Genomic DNA, 21,100 nt, shown 5'->3' with positions numbered 1-21,100 from the left:
ACACAACAACAAGGGTGAGCCCATGCAAGGCATGATCATCAGCAATCCAAAGCTGGAATTCCTGCGCCCGGTGCTCGAGCGCTGGTTCGAATGCATCGACCGTTACAATGCCGTCCGCGGTGATGGCGACACACCGTACTGGCACGACGAAAAGGCCAATCTCGGACTGCTGTCTGCCGCCGCCTGGATGGCCGAGATGGTCACGCTGCAACAAGCGCCCACCCGCAAACAGACCGAAGAAGGCGAACGCAACAGCCGCGCCGACCTGCTCCTGGCCTCGCCCGAAACCCGCGCCTACATCCAGACCAGCCAGCGCTGGCCACGGGTCAACAGCCTCAACCTGTCCCAGGCCTTGCTCGACATCGCCAGCGATGCGAAGCGCCTGAGCCACGCCAGCGACCTGAAACTCGGCTGCCTGTTCGTCGCCCCGCAAAAAGCCCAGCAGGGCGCCACACCGGAAGAACTCCAGGACATGGTCGACGACCTGCAAAAGGAACACAGCTGCGCTGTCGCCTGGTATTTCCCTTATGCCTACCGCAAGTTGCGCAACGAAGCCGGCAACTATCACCCCGGCATTGCGGTGCTGTTCAAGGAAGCCCGCGGCTGAGGGTTGAACCATCGCACGACAACGCTTCTCTATGATTAGAACAAGGCATTCATAGGGAAGACCAGCATGCGCACGCCCCCGCTCGTTCTCGTTATCGCGCTTGGCGCAGGGCTCGCCGCTTGTGGCGAGACCTCCCGCCTGCAAGTCTCCGACGGTACCGGCCCATCACCCCGACTACCAGAACCCAACAAGACACTGGTTCCGACCGTGAACATCGCCCCGGCCATCGGCTGGCCACAGGGTGCGAAACCCGTCGCCGCCACGGGCACTCAAGTGGCCGCTTTTGCCGAAGACCTGGATCACCCGCGCTGGCTTTATGTGCTGCCCAATGGCGACGTGTTGGTAGCGGAAACCAGTGCACCACCCAAACCCGAAGACGGTAAAGGCATTCGCGGCTGGGTGATGAAGAAAGTCATGGGCCGTGCCGGAGCCAGGGTGCCCAGCGCCAACCGCATCACCTTGCTGCGCGACAAGGACCACGATGGCGTCGCGGAAACCCGCACGGTGTTTCTGCAAAACCTCAACTCGCCCTTTGGCATGACCCTGGTCGGCAATGACCTGTATGTGGCCGACACGGATCGTCTGCTGCGCTTTCACTATGAAAGTGGCGATACGCAGATCAAGTCGCCGCCGATCAAGGTTGTCGACCTGCCGGGCGGCCCGCTGAACCACCACTGGACGAAAAACGTCATCGCCAGCAAGGACGGCAGCAAGCTCTACGTGACCGTGGGTTCCAACAGCAACGTCGCCGAAAACGGCATGGACAAGGAAGAAGGTCGCGCGGCGATCTGGGAAGTGGATCGTGCCACCGGCCAGCAGCGGATCTTCGCCTGGGGCCTGCGCAACCCCAACGGCATGGCCTGGGAACCGCACAGTGGCGCGTTGTGGACCGCGGTCAACGAACGGGATGAAATCGGCAGTGACCTGGTACCGGACTACATCACTTCGGTGAAGGACGGCGCTTTTTATGGCTGGCCGTACAGTTACTACGGCCAGCATGTCGATATTCGCGTCGAGCCGCAAAACCCGGACCTGGTGGCCAAGGCTATCGCCCCGGACTACGCTGTCGGCCCACACACGGCATCACTGGGCCTGGCCTTCGCCGAAAACAGCAAGCTGCCGCCGCCCTTTACCCAAGGGGCATTCATCGGGCAGCACGGCTCATGGAACCGTAACCCTCACAGTGGCTACAAAGTGATTTTCGTGCCGTTCAGCGCTGGCAAACCCGTCGGAAAGCCCGTTGAAGTGCTCACAGGTTTTCTCAACGACAAGGACCAAGCCATGGGCCGCCCGGTGGGTGTGGTGATCGACCGTCAGGGTGACCTGTTGGTGGCCGATGATGTGGGGAACAAGGTGTGGCGGGTTTCGGCAGTCAAGTAAGTCACTTGACCTGTGGGAGCGGGCTTGCTCGCGAAGGCGGTGCTTCAGTCAGAATATTAGTCGACTGACAGCCTGCATTCGCGAGCAAGCCCGCTCCCACAGGGGCTCAGTGTTTGCGGCACAGAGTTAAACCATCGCCCAACGGCAACAACGACAGATCCACCCGCACATCGTCTTTCAAGGCCCGGTTGAGCGCCTGGATCGCCCGGGTGTCCGCGCTCTCGGGGCTGGCCTCAAGCACGCGCCCGCTCCACAGGGTGTTATCAAACACCGCCAGCCCACCAACCCGCAGCAATCGCAGGGCGTGTTCCAGATAAGCCGGGTAGTTGGCCTTGTCGGCATCGATGAACACCAGGTCGAACTGCTCGCCTTGCCCTTGTCGCTCAAGCTCGGCGAGGGTTTCCAGCGCCGGGGCCAGTCGCAGGTCAATCCGCCCGGCGAGCCCCGCCTCTTGCCAGTAGCGCCGTGCGGTGGCGTTGTAGTCGCCGGGGATGTCACAGCAAATCAGCGAACCGTCAGCGGGCAACGCCGCCGCCATGCACAGCGCGCTGTAGCCGGTAAAGGTACCGACCTCGAGCAAGCGCCTGGCCCCCGTCAGCTTCACCAGCAAAGCAAGAAACTGCCCCTGCTCAGGCGCCACTTGCCAGCGTGCCATTGGCAGCGCCTGGGTCTCATCGCGCAAGCGCTTGAGCAGTGGCGTTTCGCGCAGCGAAACATCGAGCAGGTATTGGTACAGGTCGTCGTCGAGATTGAGCGTGCGAGCAGTCATGAGCACCGACTCCGAAGGTTACGGATTGCGCGCCAGGTGTTCAGGCTGCAGAACACGCTTGGCGCTCAGATAAGCCTTTTGCCAATAAGCCTTGGACAGGTTGTCGAGCTTCACGGTGCCGCCGGTGGCAGGCGCGTGGACGAAACGCCCTTCTCCCACGTAGATGCCGGCATGACTGACCTGGGAACCGCCATTGGTGGCGAAGAAAATCAGGTCACCGGTTTGCAGGCCTTCCTTGCCCACATTCGCCGCTTGCATGGAGATCATCTCACGCGTGGTGCGCGGCAAGGCAATGCCGGCGACATCGCGGTACACGTAAGCGATCAGGCCGCTGCAATCAAACCCGGAATCCGGCGTATTGCCACCCCAGCGATAAGGCGTGCCCACCAGACCGAGCGCGCGAAACAGTACGTCTTCCGCCTCGGGCGAAAAAGCTTGTGAGGAACCAAATACGATGGGAGCGCGAACCACCGGCGCAGGAGGCGGTGTGCGGCTGGCGCAGGCACTGAGCAGCGCTGCGAAGAACATGATTGCGAGGCGGGCCGACGTCGTCATAAGCAGAACATCCTGATCTGGCTGCGGCTTTTTCTGCGGGGAGCGCAGAAAAGAAAACCGCCTGCGTGGGACGCAGGCGGTTTGCCATCATTCGTAGATCAAGATTCTAGCGGCTACGGGACAAACTTCAAGTAAGACTTTAAGTTCGCCTTACAAAATGTCCGCTTATTTACGTGCAGTGACGATTGGCGACGCGTTAGGTGCCATTGCCAGGGCGCGCTTGGCTTCGATGAAGGTCTTGCTCCAGTAGCTGTCACCCAGGCTATCGATCCGCACACCACCGCTGCGGCGGCTGCTGGAGTGGATGAACTGGTTGTCACCCAGGTAGATCCCGGCGTGACTGACGCGACCACGACGACCGTTGGTCGCGAAGAACAGCAGGTCGCCAGGCTCAAGCTTGCTGCGCGAGACCAGCGGAGCGTCCACGTTGATCATTTCGCGGGTGGAGCGTGGCAGGTTCATGCCCGCTTCTTCGCGGAACAGGTAACCGATGAAACCACTGCAATCGAAGCCGGCTTCAGAAGTACCGCCGAAACGGTAACGGGTACCGATCAGGGACATGCCACGTTCGAGGATGCTGTCGGCCAGGACCGGAAGCTGGTAGGACTTGCCGCCAGCGAAGTCTGCGAGTTCTTTTTCGGTCGCCAGCTCTTCCTGAAAGAGAGCGGAAGACTGGGCAGTAGCGGAGTTTTGAACCTGCTGTTGCGGAGCTTGCTGGGCCACCGGAGTGTGGGCGGCGCAACCGAACAACAGGGTAACGAGTGCGAGAGGCACGAGGGGTGCGAAGCGATTTAGCATGGGCACGACCGTGGCTGAAAGTTGTAAAGAAGCCGAGACTATGCCCGCTATCAACCTCATTTGCAAATTCTATCGATCTTTTTGTGACTTATCCGTTTCTTGTTTACATCTAAGCGCTTAAGCCTATTTTAAACATACACGCGGCCTGCAACCTTGCAGGAAAGCGGGGTTTCTGGCGTCTGAAATAAGCCTGACCGGCTAAAAGCCCCGGTTCCAGTGGGTTTACCAGCCGAGGGTTTCTTTCAAAAACGGGATTGTCAGCTTGCGCTGAGCCTGGAGGGAGGCCTGATCGAGACGCTCGAGCAGCTCGAAAAGCGCACTCATGCTGCGGGTACCGCGAGTCAGAATGAAATGCCCGACTTCATCGGTCAGATGCAGGCCGCGACGGGATGCGCGCAATTGCAGGGCACGCAATTTGTCCTCATCGGACAGCGGACGCATCTGGAAGATCAAGGCCAGGGTCAGGCGGGATTTGAGATCCGCCAGCTTCACCGGCAGCTCACGCGGGGATGTCGATGCGGCAATCAGCAAGCGCCGGCCGCTGTCGCGCAAGCGATTGAACAGATGGAACAGCGCCTCTTCCCAGTCCGCTCGCCCGGCAACCACTTGCAAATCATCCAGGCAAACCAGTTCGTACTGTTCGAGGTTGTCGAGGATTTCGATACCGCGATCGAGCAGCTCGGCCAGCGGCAGATACACCGCCGGCTCACCCAATTGCTCGAAGCGCAGGCAGGCGGCCTGCAACAGGTGCGTACGCCCTACCCCGTCCTTGCCCCAAAGGTAGATCAGGCTTTCGGTCCAGCCGGCGTCGGCTTCGCACAGCCGCTCGACATAGCCGAGTGCAGCGGCATTGGCGCCTGGGTAGTAGTTGATAAAGGTGGCGTCGTCACGCAGACGCACACCTAGGGGCAGCTGAATCGGTTTCATGCTGACTGAACAGTTCCAAAGGAACCGTTAGTGGCCTCTATGTAAAGTTTGCGAAGTTTATACCCGTGAAGCGGACCGCACAATGCGACAGACCACAAGCAAAATCAAAGGTTTGCGTTAATGCACCGGTTTTGCGGCAGATTCTTTGGCGGTGCATGTGACAGTCGGGCGACGCCAGCAGACTGACCGGGCACGAACCGGGGCAGCCTGCCATCGCCTATCGACGGTCCTTACACCTGCGGCTCGTCGGCCCTCCCGTAAATTTCAGAATCCTTATACAAATCATGCACATGGCGCACCAGCACCATGATCACCGCGGCGACCGGCAATGCCAGTAGCACACCGGTAAAACCAAACAGCTCACCACCAGCCAGGATCGAGAAAATCACCGCCACCGGGTGCAGGCCAATCCGGTCACCGACCAGCAACGGCGTCAGCACCATACCCTCCAGCGCCTGGCCGACCATGAACACCGCGACAATGCCGAGCATCGGGTAAAGATCACCACCGAACTGGAACAACCCCGCAAGCAGTGCCGCGCCAATGCCGATGATAAACCCCATGTACGGCACAATCGCCGCCAGGCCGGCAATCAGGCCAATCAGCAAGCCCAACTCCAACCCGACCAGCATCAGGCCTGCTGCGTAGATCACGCCCAAGGCCACCATTACCAGCAACTGTCCGCGCACGAACGCTCCGAGCACTTCATGGCATTCACCTGCCAGCGATACCGCGCGCACTTCACGATCACGGGGCAGCAGGCTGCGGACCTTGGCCATCATCAGGTCCCAATCCCGCAACAGGTAGAAGCTCACCACCGGAATCAGCACCAGATTCGCCAACCAGCCAATCAACGCCAGCCCCGAGGCCGTGGCATGACTCAGTACCACGCCGACAACATCGGTGGTCTGACTCATATGCTCGCTGATGGCGGCCTTGAGCTTGTCGAACTTCCAGAAACCGTCCGACAGGCCGAACTTCGATTGCGCCCAGGGCAACGCCGTGTGCTGCAGCCAGTCGAGCATCTGCGGGGCCAGCTCATACAAACGAAACAACTGCCTGGCGAGCAACGGCACCAACACCAACAGCAGCGCGGTAAAGATCAAAGTAAACAGGGTAAACACCGCCACGACACCCCAGGTTCGGGACAAGCCTGCCTTCTCCAGCCGATCCACCAGCGGGTCGAACAGGTAGGCCAACAGCAGCGCCACCAGGAACGGCGTCAGGATCGGATGCAACAACCAGACAAACACACACAGCAGGACCACCCCACCGAGCCAGAACCAACGCCGCGTATCGGCCATGAACCACTCCATTGCTTCTATATAAAGAAAGAAAAACTACCAGCGATAACGCAGTTGCGGTGTCGGGGCCGGCGCTGCGACTGGTACCGCGCCGCCAGTGGCTGGCTGAACGGGCGCTACCGGGGCCGGGGCCTGACCCGCCGGCGCTTCCTGTAGCCTCGCCAGCGACAGTTGCGCACGCAGCTGATCGACGCTGCCATTGACCCGATAGAGAATCCGGTCGCCGTCAACACTTTGCACGCGCCCGCCAAATGGCTCCAGCAAACGCCCCAGCGACGCGTAGTGCTCCAGATTCATGCCTTGCACTTCCAGCAATTGCTCGCTCGAAGCACCGGGCTTGGCGACAAACCGTGGCGCCAGGCGCTCATTGACCGCCAGCATCACCGCATCGGCCACGGCAGCCTGATCGGCGCCCTGCACACTGCCCGCCTCTTTTTTATCCCCCAGCCACAATTGCCACTTGGCTTGCCACTGCCCGCCCTCTTCCTTGGCGTGTACCGCGAGCAGGGCGTCGGCGTTGTAGCGTTCCGATGCGTCATGCAATGGCGCGGGATCTGCGCCCTCCAGATTCGGCGCGGTCGCGACGATCTGCTCATTCAAGTCCGCCAACGGCAAGCGCAACGGCAAGCCCCGGTGCTGGGCAGCCCGACGCAGCGGCGCCGCGCTGGCCTGGCCGTCGCCCACCAGGCTTGAACCCTCGGTGGAATCATTCAACCACCAGCCGAGGATCGACGGCCGGTTGGCACCCCACATGGCCAGGCCGGCGCGGCGCAAGGCCTGCTCGGTGGTACCCGGATCGAAATCGACCTTCAGGACTTCCGGCGGCCCGGCCTCAAAGCCGTATTGGCTGATAATCTGTTGCGGGTCTTTGCGAATCGCTGCCAACCCCGGACTTTGAGCAGCCTTGGGGTCGCCGGTCAGGCGCAACACCAATGTGTCCAACGCACGCTGAGTCGCCTGGTCGCGCTCCTCGGGTGACTGGCCATTCACCGGCTCGCGCACCAGGTAAAGGCCTTTGACGGTTTCGGCTTGACTGACCAGGCTGACCACTGACAAACAACTCACAAGCAAGAATTTACAAAAACGCATGGAAGATTCCTGACGACAAGAGCGGCTGGAACAGACCGCATGAAGACGATCGAGCAAGACTGTGACCGTTGCCCGACGCAAAACATTCACACGTTCCGGGTAAGTTTTCGCACTGCCATAACGATAGACGGTTAATCGCGATACCTTATACAGCCATGCAGGATGCCACCGACACCGCGCATTAACGGTTTTTTTTGAACGGATATGACCCTGCTGTCGGCCTGAGGATGGCCGCTGCGGCTCAAGCCTGATAAAATCGCGCGCCTTCGCAGACCGGCAACAGCCGGGAACCCTGAAATTCGCGCACGGCCCTCGCCTTCGCCTGTTTCGGCGGTCCCGATGGACTCGGTCGTTACCCAGAAATCCCCCCCCTAAAGGCCTGGATCATGAGCAAGCAACCCTCCCTGAGCTACAAGGACGCCGGTGTAGACATCGACGCCGGTGAAGCATTGGTCGAACGCATCAAGAGCGTCGCCAAGCGCACTGCGCGCCCGGAAGTCATGGGCGGCCTGGGCGGTTTCGGCGCCCTCTGCGAAATCCCGGCCGGCTACAAGCAGCCTGTGCTGGTTTCCGGTACTGACGGCGTCGGCACCAAGCTGCGCCTGGCACTGAACCTGAACAAGCACGACAGCATCGGCATCGACCTGGTTGCCATGTGCGTCAATGACCTGGTGGTGTGCGGCGCCGAGCCGCTGTTCTTCCTCGACTACTACGCCACCGGCAAACTGAACGTCGACACCGCTGCCCAGGTTGTGACCGGCATCGGCGCTGGCTGCGAACTGTCGGGCTGCTCGCTGGTTGGCGGCGAAACCGCTGAAATGCCGGGCATGTACGAAGGTGAAGACTACGACCTGGCCGGTTTCTGCGTCGGCGTCGTGGAAAAATCCGAAATCATCGACGGTTCCAAAGTCGCTGCCGGCGATGCCCTGCTCGCCCTGCCGTCTTCCGGCCCGCACTCCAACGGCTACTCGCTGATCCGCAAGATCATCGAAGTGTCCGGCGCCGACATCGAAAACACCCAGCTCGACGGCAAGCCGCTGACCGACCTGCTGATGGCTCCGACCCGTATCTACGTGAAGCCGCTGCTCAAGCTGATCAAGGAAACCGGCGCAGTCAAGGCCATGGCCCACATCACCGGTGGCGGCCTGCTGGACAACATCCCGCGCGTACTGCCAAAAGGCGCGCAAGCCGTGGTTGACGTGGCCAGCTGGAACCGTCCTGCAGTGTTCGACTGGCTGCAAGAGAAAGGCAACGTTGACGAGAACGAAATGCACCGCGTGCTGAACTGCGGCGTGGGCATGGTCATCTGCGTGGCTCAGGAGCACGTTGAAGCCGCCCTGAACGTTCTGCGCGAAGCGGGCGAGCAGCCTTGGGTCATCGGCCAGATCTCCACCGCTGCCGAAGGCGCGGCTCAGGTTGAACTGAAGAACCTCAAGGCTCACTGATGCCTAAGACCTGTGATGTGGTGGTGCTGTTGTCCGGCACCGGCAGTAACTTGCAGGCTCTGATCGACAGCACGCGGACCGGCGACAGCCCGGTCCGCATCGCTGCGGTGATCTCCAACCGCGCCGACGCCTACGGCCTGCAACGCGCCAGGGACGCGGGTATCGATACCCGCGCCCTGGATCACAAGGCTTTCGAAGGTCGCGAGGCCTTCGACGCCGCGCTGATCGAACTGATCGACGCCTTCAATCCCAAACTCGTGGTACTGGCCGGATTCATGCGCATTCTCAGCGCTGGCTTCGTACGCCACTATCAGGGTCGCCTGCTCAATATCCATCCCTCGCTGCTACCCAAATACAAAGGGTTACACACTCATGAGCGCGCGCTGGAGGCTGGCGACACCGAGCACGGCTGCTCCGTGCACTTCGTCACCGAGGAACTCGATGGCGGACCACTGGTCGTACAGGCTGTAATACCGGTAGAGTTACAGGATTCGCCGCAGAGTCTGGCGCAACGGATCCATGTTCAGGAACACCTGATCTACCCGATGGCCGTACGCTGGTTTGCCGAAGGTCGTCTTACCCTCGGCGAGCAAGGTGCTTTACTGGATGGACAGTTACTCGCGGCCAGCGGCCACTTGATTCGAAACTAGGAGATTTTATGCGTCGCGCCCTGCTCTTCGCTTGCGCTCTGCTCGCCTTGCCCTTCGCCCAGGCGACAGACCTTCAACCTTTCTCCGCCAGCTACACCGCCGACTGGAAACAGCTGCCCATGAGTGGCACTGCCGAGCGCAGCCTCGAAAAAACCAGCGACGGCAAATGGAAACTGAGTTTCAAGGCATCGATGATGATCGCCAGCCTGTCCGAGGAAAGCACCCTGACTCTGGACAAGGACACGCTTCTTCCAGAGTCCTATCACTTTGAACGTGGCGGCTTGGGCAAGGCCAAGAAAGCGGATCTGGATTTCGACTGGAACACCAAGATGATCACCGGCACCGATCGCGGTGACGCCGTCAAGCTCCCCCTCAACCGCGGCATGGTCGACAAATCCACCTATCAGTTGGCGCTGCAACACGATGTCGCCGCCGGCAAAAAGACCATGAGCTATCAAGTGGTCGATGGCGGTGAAGTCGACACCTACGACTTCCGCGTGCTGGGCTCGGAAAAAGTCGATACCAAGGCCGGTCAGATCGAAGCGATCAAGGTTGAGCGCGTGCGCGACCCGACGCAAAGCAAACGCATCACCGTGATGTGGTTCGCCAAGGACTGGGATTACCTGCTGGTCCGCCTGCAACAAGTCGAAACTGACGGCAAGGAGTACAACATCATGCTCCTGAACGGCACGGTCAACGGCAAGGAAGTCAAAGGCAGCTGATCCGGATCGATACCTGTAGGAGCGAGCTAGCTCGCGAAGGACTTTAACGATGACTCGCCGTTGCGGATACACGCGGTGCCAGTGAGATCATCGCGAGCAAGCTCGCTCCTACAAATTGGAACACCCGACAAGCGCGACGGCTCTATACCTTCAAGGTCTTTTTTGATCGAATGAGTTTTCCTGTCGCCTGCGAGGTTTGCCATGACCGTTACCGTCAATACCCTTTCTGCCGAAGGTTTGCGCCACAGCGTACAAATCGATGACCATGAACTCTTCGCCGACGCACCCGTCACGGCGGGTGGTGAGGGCTCGGCGCCGGAACCGCACGATTATTTCGATGCTGCGCTGGGTGCCTGCAAAGCCCTGACCCTGAAGCTGTATGCCAGGAAGAAGGACATCCCGCTGACCGGAGTCGGCGTCGAGGTCAAGCGCGACAACAGCCTGGAACAGAAAGGCCAGTACGCGCTGCACGTCAAACTGACCCTCAAGGGCGTACTCACCGACGCCCAGCGCGATGAGCTGCACCGCGTGGCCGATCGCTGCCCGATCCACAAGCTGATGACCACGTCTGAAATAAGCATCGAAACGCATTTGTCCGAAGGCGCGTTCAGCCAATAGCGGCAAGGGCTGCGCAAGCGGGTTATGCTCGAACGCATCACCCGCTCAGCCTGGAACGCACCATGAACACTCCGCTCGTGATCCGCCCCCGCACCGAAGATGTCGAAGGCCAGCCGATTCTCCGCCCGCTGCCATCGGCCAAGTGCCGCAGCGTCGGGCCATTCGTGTTTTTCGACCACATGCTGGAAACCCGTTATCCACCGGGCAAAGGCATGAACATCCGCCAACATCCGCACATTGGCCTGTCCACCCTCACCTATTTGTTCCAGGGGCAGATCCAGCACAAGGACAGCCTCGGTTCCGATCAAGTGGTCGTGACTGGCGACGTCAGCTGGATGACGGCCGGCAGTGCCATCGCCCACGTCGAACGCACGCCAGAGGCCTTGAGAGAAAGCGGCTTCACGATGCACGGTTTGCAGATCTGGCTGGCTTCGCCCAAGGATAAAGAACAAGGTCCGGGGCATTACAGCCACCATCCGGCGTCCACATTGCCGGTCAGCGAAAACCTGGGGGTGAAGATTCGCATGATTGCCGGGTCAGGCTTTTGCCTGGAATCACCCGTGCCGGTGCTTTCTCCTACGCTGTACGCGGAACTGCACCTGCAAACGGCGACGACATTGCTCATCCCCACCGAGCATGAAGAACGTGCGCTGTATGTGTTGAGCGGCGAAGTGCAACTGGATGGCGAGCCGATAGAGCCGTACTCGCTGGTGGTACTGCCTGCCGGGGAAGAGATGACCCTGTTTGCTGAAAGCGACAGTCACGCCGTGTTGTTCGGCGGTGCTCCGCTGGACGGACCACGGCGGATCAACTGGAATTTTGTCGCGAGCGATCCAGCAGCGATTGATGAGGCACGGCGGCGCTGGGCGGCCGGGGACTGGCCAACGGTGCCGGGGGAAAGTGAGCGGATCGAATTGCCTTAGTTTTTTGGGTGTTAGTCAGGCCGCCATCGCGAGCAAGCTCGCTCCCACAGTTGACCGCGTCGGTCACAGGAATTGTGCACCACACAACTCCCCTGTGGGAGCGAGCTTGCTCGCGATGAGGCCAGCAAAAACACCGACCGATTCAGGACCGGAACAGCAATCAACCCTTGAACACTTCATCCAGCAGATTGTGCATCGACGTGAAGGCCCGAGCAGCCACCTTCGCGTCATACATCATCATGCCCGGCACATTGGCGTGCGGGTCGGTGAACGAGTGGAACGCACCGCCGTAGCTCAGCAACTGCCAATCCACACCCGCTGCGTTCATTTCATCTTCGAACGCCGGCAACTGCTCTTTCGGCACCAATGGATCGGAGGCGCCGTGCAGCACCAGGACCTTACCCTTGATGTTTTTCGCATCAGCCGGATTCGGTGTGTCCAGCGTACCGTGGAACGACACCGCCGCTTTCACCGGCGCGCCGGTACGGGCGAACTCCAGGGCGCAGCAACCGCCGAAGCAGAAACCGAAAGTGGCCAGTTTCGAAGTATCGACAGCCACTTCCCCCTGGCTTTGCAGCTGTTCGAATGCCACCTGCATGCGCTTGCGCAGCAATGGGCGGTCATTCTTCAACGGCATCATGGCCGCGCCTGCCTCGTCATTGTTCGTCGGACGAACCGACTGACCATAAAGATCTGCGATCAACACCACATAACCCTTGGAGGCCACCGACCTGGCGATCTCCTCGGCACCGGCACTGACGCCCATCCAGTTCGGCGCCATCAATAAACCCGGGCGCGGGCCTTTATGGTCGGCATCGAAGGCCAGACGGCTTTCGTAAGCCTGGCCGTCAATCTGATAGGCAACGGAACGTACAGTGATTTGGCTCATTTCTGACTCCTGATGGTTAAACCCGAGAAAGAAAAAACCCGCCGAAGCGGGTTTTCTGCAACTTAGTTAAGCCGACAACTCAACCAATAGCTTGTTCAGACGGCGCACATAGGCCGCCGGATCTTTCAAGCTGTCGCCGGCCGCCAGGGCCGCCTGATCGAAGAGAATGTGCGACAGGTCGCCGAAGCGCTCGTCGCTCTGCTCGTTGTCGAGCTTCTCGATCAGCGGGTGAGCCGGGTTGAATTCGAAAATCGGCTTCGAATCCGGAACCTTCTGGCCGCTGGCTTCCAGGATCTGGCGCATCTGCAAGCCCAGGTCCTGCTCACCGATGGCCAGGATCGCCGGCGAGTCGGTCAGGCGATGGGACACCCGAACTTCCGCAACGGATTCGCCCAGCGCAGTCTTCAGACGCTCGACCAGACCTTCTTTGGCCTTGGCGACTTCTTCCGCAGCCTTCTTGTCCTCTTCCGAGTCCAGGTTGCCCAGGTCCAGGTCACCGCGCGCCACGTCGACGAAGCTCTTGCCGTCGAAGTCGCTGAGGTAGCTCATCAACCACTCGTCGATGCGGTCGGTCAGCAGCAGCACTTCGATGCCTTTCTTGCGGAAGACTTCCAGGTGCGGGCTGTTTTTGACCTGCGCGTAGGTTTCGCCGGTCAGGTAGTAAATCTTGTCCTGACCTTCCTTGGCGCGCGCCAGGTACTCGGCCAGGCCAACAACCTGCTCGCCATCGTCGCCGTGGGTCGATGCGAAACGCAGCAGGCCGGCGATTTTTTCCTTGTTGGCGAAATCTTCTGCCGGGCCTTCTTTCATGACCTGACCGAAGTTTTTCCAGAAGCCCTTGTATTGCTCAGGCTCGTTCTTCGCCAGTTTTTCCAGCATGTCCAGGACGCGCTTGGTCAACGCCGACTTCATCGAGTCGATGATCGGGTCTTTCTGCAGGATTTCCCGCGACACGTTCAGCGACAGGTCGTTGGAGTCGACCACGCCTTTGATGAAGCGCAGGTACAGCGGCAGGAAGGACTCGGCCTGATCCATGACGAACACGCGCTGCACGTACAGCTTCAGGCCTTTCGGCGCTTCACGCTGGTACAGGTCGAACGGCGCACGGGTCGGCACGTACAGCAGCGAGCTGTATTCGAGCTTGCCTTCGACCTTGTTGTGGCTCCAGCTCAGCGGGTTTTCGAAATCGTGAGCGATGTGCTTGTAGAACTCCTGGTATTCCTCGTCCTTGATCTCGGTACGCGGACGGGTCCACAGGGCGCTGGCGCGGTTGACGGTTTCCCACTCAACGGCCGGCTGCTCTTCGCCTTCGGTAGCGGCCACTTCTTTCGGCAGCTCGATCGGCAAGGCGATATGGTCGGAGTACTTCTTGATGATGTTGCGCAGGCGCCAGCCATCGGCGAACTCGTCTTCACCGGATTTCAGGTGCAGGACGATGCGAGTGCCGCGTTCGGCCTTGTCGATGGTCGCCACTTCGAAGTCACCTTCGCCCTTGGACGACCAGTGCACGCCTTCGCTGGCAGCGCTGCCGGCACGACGGCTGTACACATCGACTTTGTCAGCGACGATGAATGCAGAGTAGAAACCGACACCGAACTGGCCGATCAGGTGCGAGTCTTTCTTCTGGTCGCCGCTCAGGTGCTTCATGAAATCGGCGGTGCCGGACTTGGCGATAGTACCCAGGTGGGTGATCGCGTCTTCGCGGCTCATGCCGATACCGTTGTCTTCGAGGGTGACGGTTTTAGCGTCCTTGTCGAAGCTCACGCGGATTTTCAGTTCGGCGCCACCTTCCAGCAGCTCTGGCTTGGCCAGGGCTTCGAAACGTAATTTGTCAACAGCGTCAGAGGCGTTCGAGATCAATTCGCGAAGGAAAATTTCCTTGTTGGAATACAGCGAATGGATCATGAGATGCAGCAGCTGCTTCACCTCGGTCTGGAAGCCCAGGGTTTCCTTTTGAGTTTCCACACTCATGGTCATCAAACTCCAATCAGATGGCATAAGCCGCGACCTTGAGGGTCGACGGCGGGTTGTCCTCAGAGTTTGGGGCACCGTTCAGGATTTCAAGGGCTCTTCGAGTTTGAAATGTGCACGAGCCGTGGCAATGGGTTCGGCTTCAGTGCTTTGCCAGGCGGTAATCGCCACATTGGCGACCCGGCGACCCTGGCGCCAGACCTGGCATCGGGCCCAGGTATCGCGAAACTGCCCGGCTCGCAGGTAATCCAGGGAGAAGTCGATAATCTTCGGCACCCCGGGCGATCCGGTAAACACCAACAGGTGCAGCGCCGCGGCCAATTCCATGAAACCGGCGATCACACCGCCATGAATCGCTGGCAACAAAGGGTTACCAATGTTGTCCTTGCTCGCTGGCAGCTTGAACAGCAACTCATCTCCCACCCGTGAACATTCGACGCCGATCAGCCGGGCATAGGGAATCAAATCCAGCAGCGAGGCGTAATCGCCCTGCTCGTGGGCCTTTTGCAATTGATCCTTCAGCGACTCGCTCATTGCGCACCTCCGGCAACCGCGCCACCAAAGCCCTTGGTGCCTTTGATGCCCTTGCCCATGCGCATGAAAGTGCCCATCACATGGGCAATGGGTTGCCCGGGATCATCCTGATAGGCGAAGCCACGGGCAAAAATCACATCGGTGGTGACCCGATAGCACTGGGCAAAGCCGTAGACATCCTTATGTGGCTCGGCGGCGTGCATGTAGTCGATGCGCAGGTCGAGGGTCGGGCAGACTTCGAATTCCGGGAGCACGCAGAGGGTCGCCATGCCACAGGCGGTGTCCATCAGCGAGGTCAGCGCCCCGCCATGAATCACGCCGGTTTCGGGATTGCCGACAATCTGCGGGCTATACGGCAGCACAATCGTCAGTCCTTCGTTGCTGGCGCTGTGAACGCTTAGTCCAAGTACCTGACAATGTCGCAGCGCCGACAGAAAACGCATCGCACGCTCAAAAACGGGGTTTTCAGCCATTTGATAAAAGCTCTTGTTTATGTCCGTACAGTGCAGTGGCGGTACAGGTAAAAGTTCCGCACTAGAACAAACTTATATATCTGAAAGAATTAAGGAACTTAACCCTGATGCGTGGGCTCTTAATGCCAGTAGATGCTTTTCATCAGGAGAAACACCCCATGCGTAAGACTTTAGCTATTGCCTTGATGTTGACCGCTTCCCTCGGTCTCGCTGCCTGCGATAAAAAATCCGAGGACAAAGCTCAAGATGCTAACCAAAATGCTGAGCAAGCCCAGCAAAAAATGAACGAAGCTCAGGATAAAGTGAACGACGCGGCGAAAGAAAACGCCGAAGCCGCCAAAGATCAGGCCGCTCCGGCCGCTCCGGCTGCTCCGGCTGCTCCGGCTGCTCCGGCTGCTCCGGAAGCACCTAAGAACTAATACGATTTTTAGAGTGGCAAAAGAAAACCCGCCAAGTGCGGGTTTTCTTTTGCCTTGAAAAAAGCGGTTAGAGCAAAAACGTTCGAAAAGTCGGACTAATCATCAACAACAGCGAACAGATTAATCCCACCCGCCAAACCAGACTGCGCTGCCGAGCCAGACCCTTCCAGTAACACACTGGATAGCCAGCGCGCGGGCGCCCGATCAGGCTGCCTCTTTACTCGCCTCGGCCAATGGCGCCTCTGTTGGTGTATAGACCATCACGTCGAGAACGTCGGAGTGAAACTCGCGGCGATACAATACGAACACCACACCGGCACTCATCAACATGAACAGCCATGGGCTGACGAACCAGGCCAGCATGGTCATGCCGAAGTAATAAGAGCGCAGGCCAAAGTTGAACTGGTTGGCGGCCATGGAGATGACACGGGCTGCACGGGAGGCAAAGGCCTTGCGCTCCTGCTCGGACACATGGCGTTCACCAACCATCGGCGCCGAGCCGACCAGAATGGCTGCGAAGTTGTACTGGCGCATGCACCAACTGAACGTGAAGAACGCATAGACAAACACCAGCGCCAGGCACAGCAACTTGATTTCCGACATGCCCTGGGACGCCTGTTGCACCATCGGGATATCCGCCAGCAACGATACCGCCCGTTCCGAAGCCCCCAATACCGTGAGAATACCCGCCAGGATAATCAACGTACTCGAGGCGAAGAACGAAGCATTGCGCTCCAGGTTACCTATCACGCTGGCATCGGCGATGCGGTTGTCGCGCAGCAGCATGCGGCGCATCCAGTCCTCACGATACAGGTGCAACACGCTGGCCAGACACGCGGTGTCGCGGCCTTTCCAGGTGGCATAGCGGGTGTACCCGCCCCAGCAGATGACGAACCAGAGCGCGGCAAGAATGTGGATCAGGTTGGCTTGGATGAACGACATGCAGGTCCTTGTGACGTAATTGCGGATTACACAGACCCTGTGGGAGCGAGCTTGCTCGCGATAGCGGCATTGCATTCAACGTGTTTGTCGACTGACCCGCCGCAATCGCGAGCAAGCTCGCTCCCACAAAGGATGTTGCAGTGCTTCGACGTTAGCTCAACGGAAAAGACACCGCATCCCTCACAAAAAAAATGCCCCGTATCGATTGATACGGGGCATTTCTGTTTCTGCTCAAGACCCGCTTGTGGCGGGTCGTGAAGCGACTTAAGCCAAGGCTTCGGCGCGCTTGCCCAGCAGACGATCGCAAACTACCGCGACCACCAGTGTCATCACCGATGGCACCAGCCAGGCCAGGCCCTGCTCGCTCAGCGGCAGGTGGGCCATTTGCGTCGGCATCCAGTCCGCCAGGCCGGCCCCCTTGAGGGCGTCGATCAGGCCGAAGATGAACGACACCAGCATGACCGGGCCGAGGATACGACCCTGCTCATGCCAGAAGTCCTTGCAGAAGCTCAACGCCACCAGAACGATGCACGGTGGATAGATCGCGGTAAGCACCGGGATCGAGAACGCAATCAGCTTGGTCAGGCCCAGGTTGGACACCAGCAGCGAGAACGCAGCGAGGATGATCACCAGTGTCTTGTAAGACAGCGGCACCACACGGCTGAAGTACTCGGCGCAGGCGCAGGTCAGGCCGACCGCGGTCACCAGGCACGCCAGGGAGATCAGCACCGCAAGGAAACCACTGCCCAGCGAACCGAAGGTGTGCTGTACGTAAGCGTGCAATACCACCGCGCCATTGGTAGCGCCAGCGGCCACTTCATGACTGCCCGAACCGAGACGGAACAGGCTGACATACACCAGCGCCAGGCCGACACCGGCAATCAGGCCGGCGATGATCGCATAACGGGTGATCAGTGCCGGCGACTCGACGCCACGGGAACGGATGGCGTTGACGATAACGATGCCGAACACCAGGGCGCCCAGGGTATCCATGGTCAGATAACCATTGATAAAGCCTTGGGAAAACGGCGCCGCCACGTACTCAGGGGTTGCATGGCCAATGTCGCCGGCCGGCAAAGCGAATGCCGCAATGCCCAGCGCGGCCAGGGCGATGATCTTCAGCGGCGCGAGGAAGCGCCCTACGGTATCCAGCAAACGGCCCGGATACAGCGAGATGAAGAACACCAGCAGGAAGTACACCGAGCTGTAGAGGAACAACGCCAGCGGGCTCTCGCCGGTCAGCGGCGCCAGGCCCACTTCGAAGGATACCGTCGCGGTACGTGGCGTCGCGAACAGCGGGCCCACGGCCAGGTAGCAGGCCGCCGCCAGCAGGCCACCGGCGACTTTACCGATCGGGCTGCTCAAGGCATCCATGGCACCGCCGACCTTGGCCAGCGCGACAACGGTGATTACCGGCAGACCGACCGCGGTGACCAGGAAACCCAGCGCCGCCATCCAGACATTGGGCCCGGACTGCAAACCGACGATAGGCGGGAAGATGATGTTGCCAGCCCCGACGAACAGGGCAAACGTCATAAAACCAAGTGCCAGGATATCCTGGCCTTTCAACACTTTCATTAAGGAAATACCACACTACTGAATCGGAATTTAGAGAGGGATTTCCCTATGGGTGAGGGAAATGCTGTCAGTCCGTATAAGACCGACCCTTTTAGCGCGTTGCTGCCTTGTGGGCCGCAGACGCAAAAATGGCGCGTAGCCTAACGAATTTGGACCAGAAACGCACTGTTAGAGGGCGAACATTCCGATCTACGACATTATTGTGTCGCGTTTTTGCATGTAAATGGTTGGTGTCTGTAAGTCCGTCATCGCGAGCAAGCTCGCTCCCACAATGGAACGCGGTCAACTGTGGGAGCGGGCTTGCTCCGGGCGGCGTTCCGACGAAGGGGCCAGCACAGCCAACACAAATGCCGGAAACAACAAAGGCCACCCGAAGGTGGCCTTTGTTTGGTGAAGCGTCAGCCAAGCGCGAGGCTTACTTGACAGCCCAACCGGTCAGCTCGGCCAGGGCCTTGCCGATGTCTGCCAGCGAACGCACGGTTTTAACGCCTGCGTCTTGCAGAGCAGCGAATTTCTCGTCTGCAGTGCCTTTGCCGCCAGAGATGATTGCGCCAGCATGGCCCATGCGCTTGCCCGGAGGAGCAGTCACACCAGCGATGTAGGAAACAACCGGCTTGGTCACGTGTGCCTTGATGTAGGCAGCCGCTTCTTCTTCAGCCGAACCGCCGATCTCACCGATCATCACGATCGCTTCGGTCTTCGGGTCTTCCTGGAACAGCTTCAGGATGTCGATGAAGTTCGAACCCGGGATCGGGTCACCACCGATGCCGACGCAAGTCGACTGACCGAAACCGGCGTCAGTAGTCTGCTTCACAGCTTCGTAGGTCAGGGTGCCGGAACGGGAAACGATACCGACCTTGCCTGGCAAGTGAATGTGACCTGGCATGATGCCGATCTTGCATTCGCCTGGGGTGATCACGCCTGGGCAGTTAGGGCCGATCAGGGTAACACCCAGCTCGTCGCACTTAACTTTAGCGTCCAGCATGTCCAGGGTAGGAATGCCTTCGGTGATGCACACGATCAGCTTGATGCCGCCGAAGGCAGCTTCCAGGATCGAGTCCTTGCAGAAAGGAGCCGGAACGTAGATCACGCTGGCGGTGGCGCCAGTGGCAGCTACAGCGTCTTTCACGGTGTTGAACACTGGCAGACCCAGGTGCTCGGTGCCGCCTTTGCCTGGAGTTACACCACCAACCATCTTGGTGCCGTACTCGATGGCTTGCTGGGTGTGGAAACTACCTTGCGAACCGGTAATACCCTGGCAGATAACTTTGGTGTCTTTATTGATCAGGACGCTCATTATTTGCCCTCCGCAGCTTTGACAACTTGTTGAGCAGCGTCGGTCAGGCTGGTAGCAGCGATGATGTTCAAACCGCTTTCTGCCAGTACTTTAGCGCCCAGCTCAGCGTTGTTGCCTTCAAGGCGAACAACAACCGGGATTTTCACGCCGACTTCTTTCACAGCGCCGATGATGCCTTCGGCAATCATGTCGCAACGAACGATGCCGCCGAAGATGTTGACCAATACTGCAGCGACGTTAGTGTCGGACAGGATGATCTTGAACGCTTCAGTAACGCGTTCCTTGGTAGCACCGCCGCCCACGTCGAGGAAGTTGGCTGGCTTGCCGCCATGCAGGTTGACGATGTCCATGGTACCCATGGCCAGGCCAGCACCGTTGACCATGCAACCGATGTTGCCTTCCAGCGCTACGTAGTTCAGTTCGAACTTGGCAGCGTGCGCTTCGCGCGGATCGTCTTGCGACGGATCGTGGAAAGTCTTCAGCTTAGGCTGACGGTACATGGCGTTGGCGTCGATGTTGATCTTGGCATCGAGGCAGTGCAGATCGCCGTCAGCCTTGATCACCAGCGGGTTCACTTCCAGCAGGGCCAGGTCGTGATCCTTGAACAGTTTGGCCAGACCTACGAAGATCTTGGCGAACTGGGCAACTTGCTTGCCTTCCAGACCCAGCTGGAATGCCAGCTCGCGACCCTGGAATGGCTGAGCGCCAACCAGTGGATCGATAGTGGCCTTCAGAATTTTTTCTGGAGTGTCGTGAGCGATTTTCTCGATGTCCACGCCACCTTCGGTGGAAGCCATGAACACGATACGGCGGCTCGAACGGTCAACGACAGCGCCCAGGTACAGCTCTTTAGCGATATCAGTGCACGATTCAACCAGGATCTTGGTGACTGGCTGACCGTTGGCGTCAGTCTGGTAAGTCACCAGACGCTTGCCCAGCCACTGCTGTGCGAAGGCTTTGGCGTCTTCTTTGCTGCGAACCAGCTTTACGCCGCCCGCTTTACCGCGACCACCGGCGTGGACCTGGGCTTTGACAACCCACTCGCTGCCACCGATTTTGTCGCAAGCTTCTGCTGCTGCTTCCGGGGTGTCTACCGCATAACCGGTGGAAACTGGCAGGCCGTACTCAGCGAACAGCTGCTTACCCTGATACTCGTGAAGATTCATGCTTATTACCGTCTTCGTTAGGTACTGCGCATTCGGTGCTGCAC

The 21,100-nt window shown here is 59.4% G+C and carries 22 protein-coding genes and 1 pseudogene; 8 read left to right on the top strand and 15 right to left on the bottom strand.

All coding sequences use genetic code 11. From position 1 onward, the window contains the following. Positions 1–22 precede the first annotated feature (22 nt). On the top strand, positions 23–607 hold the full coding sequence (locus tag AC3IT6_RS08075; protein WP_458370877.1) for a hypothetical protein: 585 nt from the start codon (positions 23–25) through the stop codon (positions 605–607). A 66-nt stretch (positions 608–673) separates the two neighbouring features. Then, the gene (locus AC3IT6_RS08070) at positions 674–1,987 is read left to right on the top strand and encodes a PQQ-dependent sugar dehydrogenase (protein WP_489354832.1); all 1,314 of its coding nucleotides are present in this window, start codon (positions 674–676) and stop codon (positions 1,985–1,987) included. Positions 1,988–2,093: 106 nt separating this feature from the next. On the opposite strand, the gene AC3IT6_RS08065 is transcribed toward AC3IT6_RS08070, so the two are convergent. The 6 genes from AC3IT6_RS08065 to AC3IT6_RS08040 all read right to left on the bottom strand — a co-directional run bounded on the left by AC3IT6_RS08065 (position 2,094) and on the right by AC3IT6_RS08040 (position 7,429). Next, complete coding sequence (locus AC3IT6_RS08065; RefSeq protein WP_489354831.1) at positions 2,094–2,756, bottom strand: class I SAM-dependent methyltransferase; 663 nt, start codon at positions 2,754–2,756, stop codon at positions 2,094–2,096. Between the two features lie 18 nt (positions 2,757–2,774). Continuing rightward, positions 2,775–3,311 (bottom strand): C40 family peptidase, encoded by a 537-nt coding sequence (locus tag AC3IT6_RS08060; protein WP_489354830.1) that lies wholly within the window; start codon positions 3,309–3,311, stop codon positions 2,775–2,777. A gap of 165 nt (positions 3,312–3,476) precedes the next feature. Then, positions 3,477–4,109, bottom strand: a complete 633-nt coding sequence (locus tag AC3IT6_RS08055) for a C40 family peptidase (RefSeq protein WP_057715813.1) — start codon at positions 4,107–4,109, stop codon at positions 3,477–3,479. A gap of 222 nt (positions 4,110–4,331) precedes the next feature. Continuing rightward, positions 4,332–5,036, bottom strand: a complete 705-nt coding sequence (hda, locus tag AC3IT6_RS08050) for a DnaA regulatory inactivator Hda (protein ID WP_007984552.1) — start codon at positions 5,034–5,036, stop codon at positions 4,332–4,334. A gap of 230 nt (positions 5,037–5,266) precedes the next feature. After that, positions 5,267–6,340: an AI-2E family transporter gene (locus AC3IT6_RS08045; protein ID WP_489354829.1), complete on the bottom strand. Its 1,074-nt coding sequence runs from the start codon at positions 6,338–6,340 to the stop codon at positions 5,267–5,269. 36 nt (positions 6,341–6,376) lie between these two features. Then, on the bottom strand, positions 6,377–7,429 hold the full coding sequence (locus AC3IT6_RS08040) for a DUF2066 domain-containing protein (protein ID WP_489354828.1): 1,053 nt from the start codon (positions 7,427–7,429) through the stop codon (positions 6,377–6,379). A 386-nt stretch (positions 7,430–7,815) separates the two neighbouring features. Between AC3IT6_RS08040 and purM the strand changes: the two genes are divergently transcribed. From purM to AC3IT6_RS08015, 5 genes are all read left to right on the top strand, one after another. After that, complete coding sequence (gene purM, locus AC3IT6_RS08035; RefSeq protein WP_008049708.1) at positions 7,816–8,874, top strand: phosphoribosylformylglycinamidine cyclo-ligase; 1,059 nt, start codon at positions 7,816–7,818, stop codon at positions 8,872–8,874. Continuing rightward, entirely contained in the window at positions 8,874–9,524 is a 651-nt protein-coding gene (gene purN, locus AC3IT6_RS08030; protein WP_489354827.1) for a phosphoribosylglycinamide formyltransferase, read from the top strand. Before purM ends, purN begins: the two co-directional genes overlap by 1 nt. A gap of 8 nt (positions 9,525–9,532) precedes the next feature. Then, a complete protein-coding gene (locus AC3IT6_RS08025) occupies positions 9,533–10,246 on the top strand; it encodes a DUF3108 domain-containing protein (RefSeq protein WP_223447828.1) in 714 nt (237 codons plus the stop codon). Positions 10,247–10,447: 201 nt separating this feature from the next. Continuing rightward, positions 10,448–10,864, top strand: coding sequence for an OsmC family protein (locus AC3IT6_RS08020; RefSeq protein ID WP_489354826.1), 417 nt, complete (start codon positions 10,448–10,450; stop codon positions 10,862–10,864). Positions 10,865–10,926: 62 nt separating this feature from the next. Further along, positions 10,927–11,787 (top strand): pirin family protein, encoded by an 861-nt coding sequence (locus AC3IT6_RS08015; protein ID WP_458370870.1) that lies wholly within the window; start codon positions 10,927–10,929, stop codon positions 11,785–11,787. A 160-nt stretch (positions 11,788–11,947) separates the two neighbouring features. On the opposite strand, the gene AC3IT6_RS08010 is transcribed toward AC3IT6_RS08015, so the two are convergent. The 4 genes from AC3IT6_RS08010 to AC3IT6_RS07995 form a co-directional block, all read right to left on the bottom strand. After that, on the bottom strand, positions 11,948–12,676 hold the full coding sequence (locus AC3IT6_RS08010) for a dienelactone hydrolase family protein (RefSeq protein ID WP_489354825.1): 729 nt from the start codon (positions 12,674–12,676) through the stop codon (positions 11,948–11,950). A 66-nt stretch (positions 12,677–12,742) separates the two neighbouring features. Further along, the gene (gene htpG, locus AC3IT6_RS08005; protein WP_489354824.1) at positions 12,743–14,647 is read right to left on the bottom strand and encodes a molecular chaperone HtpG; all 1,905 of its coding nucleotides are present in this window, start codon (positions 14,645–14,647) and stop codon (positions 12,743–12,745) included. Positions 14,648–14,728: 81 nt separating this feature from the next. After that, complete coding sequence (locus AC3IT6_RS08000; RefSeq protein WP_489354823.1) at positions 14,729–15,181, bottom strand: PaaI family thioesterase; 453 nt, start codon at positions 15,179–15,181, stop codon at positions 14,729–14,731. Then, positions 15,178–15,654: a PaaI family thioesterase gene (locus AC3IT6_RS07995; protein ID WP_150724534.1), complete on the bottom strand. Its 477-nt coding sequence runs from the start codon at positions 15,652–15,654 to the stop codon at positions 15,178–15,180. Before AC3IT6_RS07995 ends, AC3IT6_RS08000 begins: the two co-directional genes overlap by 4 nt. 158 nt (positions 15,655–15,812) lie before the next feature. Between AC3IT6_RS07995 and AC3IT6_RS07990 the strand changes: the two genes are divergently transcribed. Continuing rightward, positions 15,813–16,073, top strand: a complete 261-nt coding sequence (locus tag AC3IT6_RS07990; protein ID WP_150724533.1) for a hypothetical protein — start codon at positions 15,813–15,815, stop codon at positions 16,071–16,073. A 67-nt stretch (positions 16,074–16,140) separates the two neighbouring features. Here AC3IT6_RS07990 and AC3IT6_RS07985 read toward each other — a convergent pair. The 5 genes and pseudogenes from AC3IT6_RS07985 to sucC all read right to left on the bottom strand — a co-directional run. Beyond that, positions 16,141–16,257: pseudogene (locus AC3IT6_RS07985) on the bottom strand (MAPEG family protein); the annotation flags it as partial. 20 nt (positions 16,258–16,277) lie between these two features. Then, complete coding sequence (locus tag AC3IT6_RS07980; RefSeq protein ID WP_489354822.1) at positions 16,278–17,015, bottom strand: DUF599 domain-containing protein; 738 nt, start codon at positions 17,013–17,015, stop codon at positions 16,278–16,280. A 264-nt stretch (positions 17,016–17,279) separates the two neighbouring features. Further along, a complete protein-coding gene (gene brnQ, locus AC3IT6_RS07975) occupies positions 17,280–18,593 on the bottom strand; it encodes a branched-chain amino acid transport system II carrier protein (RefSeq protein WP_489354821.1) in 1,314 nt (437 codons plus the stop codon). A 415-nt stretch (positions 18,594–19,008) separates the two neighbouring features. Next, positions 19,009–19,890: a succinate--CoA ligase subunit alpha gene (gene sucD / locus AC3IT6_RS07970; RefSeq protein ID WP_003223019.1), complete on the bottom strand. Its 882-nt coding sequence runs from the start codon at positions 19,888–19,890 to the stop codon at positions 19,009–19,011. Continuing rightward, positions 19,890–21,056, bottom strand: coding sequence for an ADP-forming succinate--CoA ligase subunit beta (gene sucC / locus AC3IT6_RS07965; protein ID WP_007919879.1), 1,167 nt, complete (start codon positions 21,054–21,056; stop codon positions 19,890–19,892). The genes sucD and sucC overlap by 1 nt, the downstream gene beginning before the upstream one ends. Positions 21,057–21,100 lie beyond the last annotated feature (44 nt).

It is taken from the genome of Pseudomonas sp. KH_017 (assembly GCF_057840285.1).
This window is presented reverse-complemented; position numbering and strand designations above follow the sequence as displayed.

Coding starts and splice junctions, on each gene's coding strand:
- AC3IT6_RS08075 (WP_458370877.1), top strand. CDS start 23: ATGCAAGGCATGATCATCAGCAATCCAAAGCTGGAATTCCTGCGCCCG.
- AC3IT6_RS08020 (WP_489354826.1), top strand. CDS start 10,448: ATGACCGTTACCGTCAATACCCTTTCTGCCGAAGGTTTGCGCCACAGC.
- AC3IT6_RS08025 (WP_223447828.1), top strand. CDS start 9,533: ATGCGTCGCGCCCTGCTCTTCGCTTGCGCTCTGCTCGCCTTGCCCTTC.
- AC3IT6_RS08065 (WP_489354831.1), bottom strand. CDS start 2,756: ATGACTGCTCGCACGCTCAATCTCGACGACGACCTGTACCAATACCTG.
- AC3IT6_RS08055 (WP_057715813.1), bottom strand. CDS start 4,109: ATGCTAAATCGCTTCGCACCCCTCGTGCCTCTCGCACTCGTTACCCTG.
- brnQ (WP_489354821.1), bottom strand. CDS start 18,593: ATGAAAGTGTTGAAAGGCCAGGATATCCTGGCACTTGGTTTTATGACG.
- htpG (WP_489354824.1), bottom strand. CDS start 14,647: ATGAGTGTGGAAACTCAAAAGGAAACCCTGGGCTTCCAGACCGAGGTG.
- AC3IT6_RS08045 (WP_489354829.1), bottom strand. CDS start 6,340: ATGGCCGATACGCGGCGTTGGTTCTGGCTCGGTGGGGTGGTCCTGCTG.
- sucC (WP_007919879.1), bottom strand. CDS start 21,056: ATGAATCTTCACGAGTATCAGGGTAAGCAGCTGTTCGCTGAGTACGGC.
- AC3IT6_RS08060 (WP_489354830.1), bottom strand. CDS start 3,311: ATGACGACGTCGGCCCGCCTCGCAATCATGTTCTTCGCAGCGCTGCTC.
- AC3IT6_RS08070 (WP_489354832.1), top strand. CDS start 674: ATGCGCACGCCCCCGCTCGTTCTCGTTATCGCGCTTGGCGCAGGGCTC.
- AC3IT6_RS07995 (WP_150724534.1), bottom strand. CDS start 15,654: ATGGCTGAAAACCCCGTTTTTGAGCGTGCGATGCGTTTTCTGTCGGCG.
- AC3IT6_RS08015 (WP_458370870.1), top strand. CDS start 10,927: ATGAACACTCCGCTCGTGATCCGCCCCCGCACCGAAGATGTCGAAGGC.
- hda (WP_007984552.1), bottom strand. CDS start 5,036: ATGAAACCGATTCAGCTGCCCCTAGGTGTGCGTCTGCGTGACGACGCC.
- AC3IT6_RS08000 (WP_489354823.1), bottom strand. CDS start 15,181: ATGAGCGAGTCGCTGAAGGATCAATTGCAAAAGGCCCACGAGCAGGGC.
- AC3IT6_RS07990 (WP_150724533.1), top strand. CDS start 15,813: ATGCGTAAGACTTTAGCTATTGCCTTGATGTTGACCGCTTCCCTCGGT.
- AC3IT6_RS08040 (WP_489354828.1), bottom strand. CDS start 7,429: ATGCGTTTTTGTAAATTCTTGCTTGTGAGTTGTTTGTCAGTGGTCAGC.
- purM (WP_008049708.1), top strand. CDS start 7,816: ATGAGCAAGCAACCCTCCCTGAGCTACAAGGACGCCGGTGTAGACATC.
- AC3IT6_RS08010 (WP_489354825.1), bottom strand. CDS start 12,676: ATGAGCCAAATCACTGTACGTTCCGTTGCCTATCAGATTGACGGCCAG.
- AC3IT6_RS07980 (WP_489354822.1), bottom strand. CDS start 17,015: ATGTCGTTCATCCAAGCCAACCTGATCCACATTCTTGCCGCGCTCTGG.
- purN (WP_489354827.1), top strand. CDS start 8,874: ATGCCTAAGACCTGTGATGTGGTGGTGCTGTTGTCCGGCACCGGCAGT.
- sucD (WP_003223019.1), bottom strand. CDS start 19,890: ATGAGCGTCCTGATCAATAAAGACACCAAAGTTATCTGCCAGGGTATT.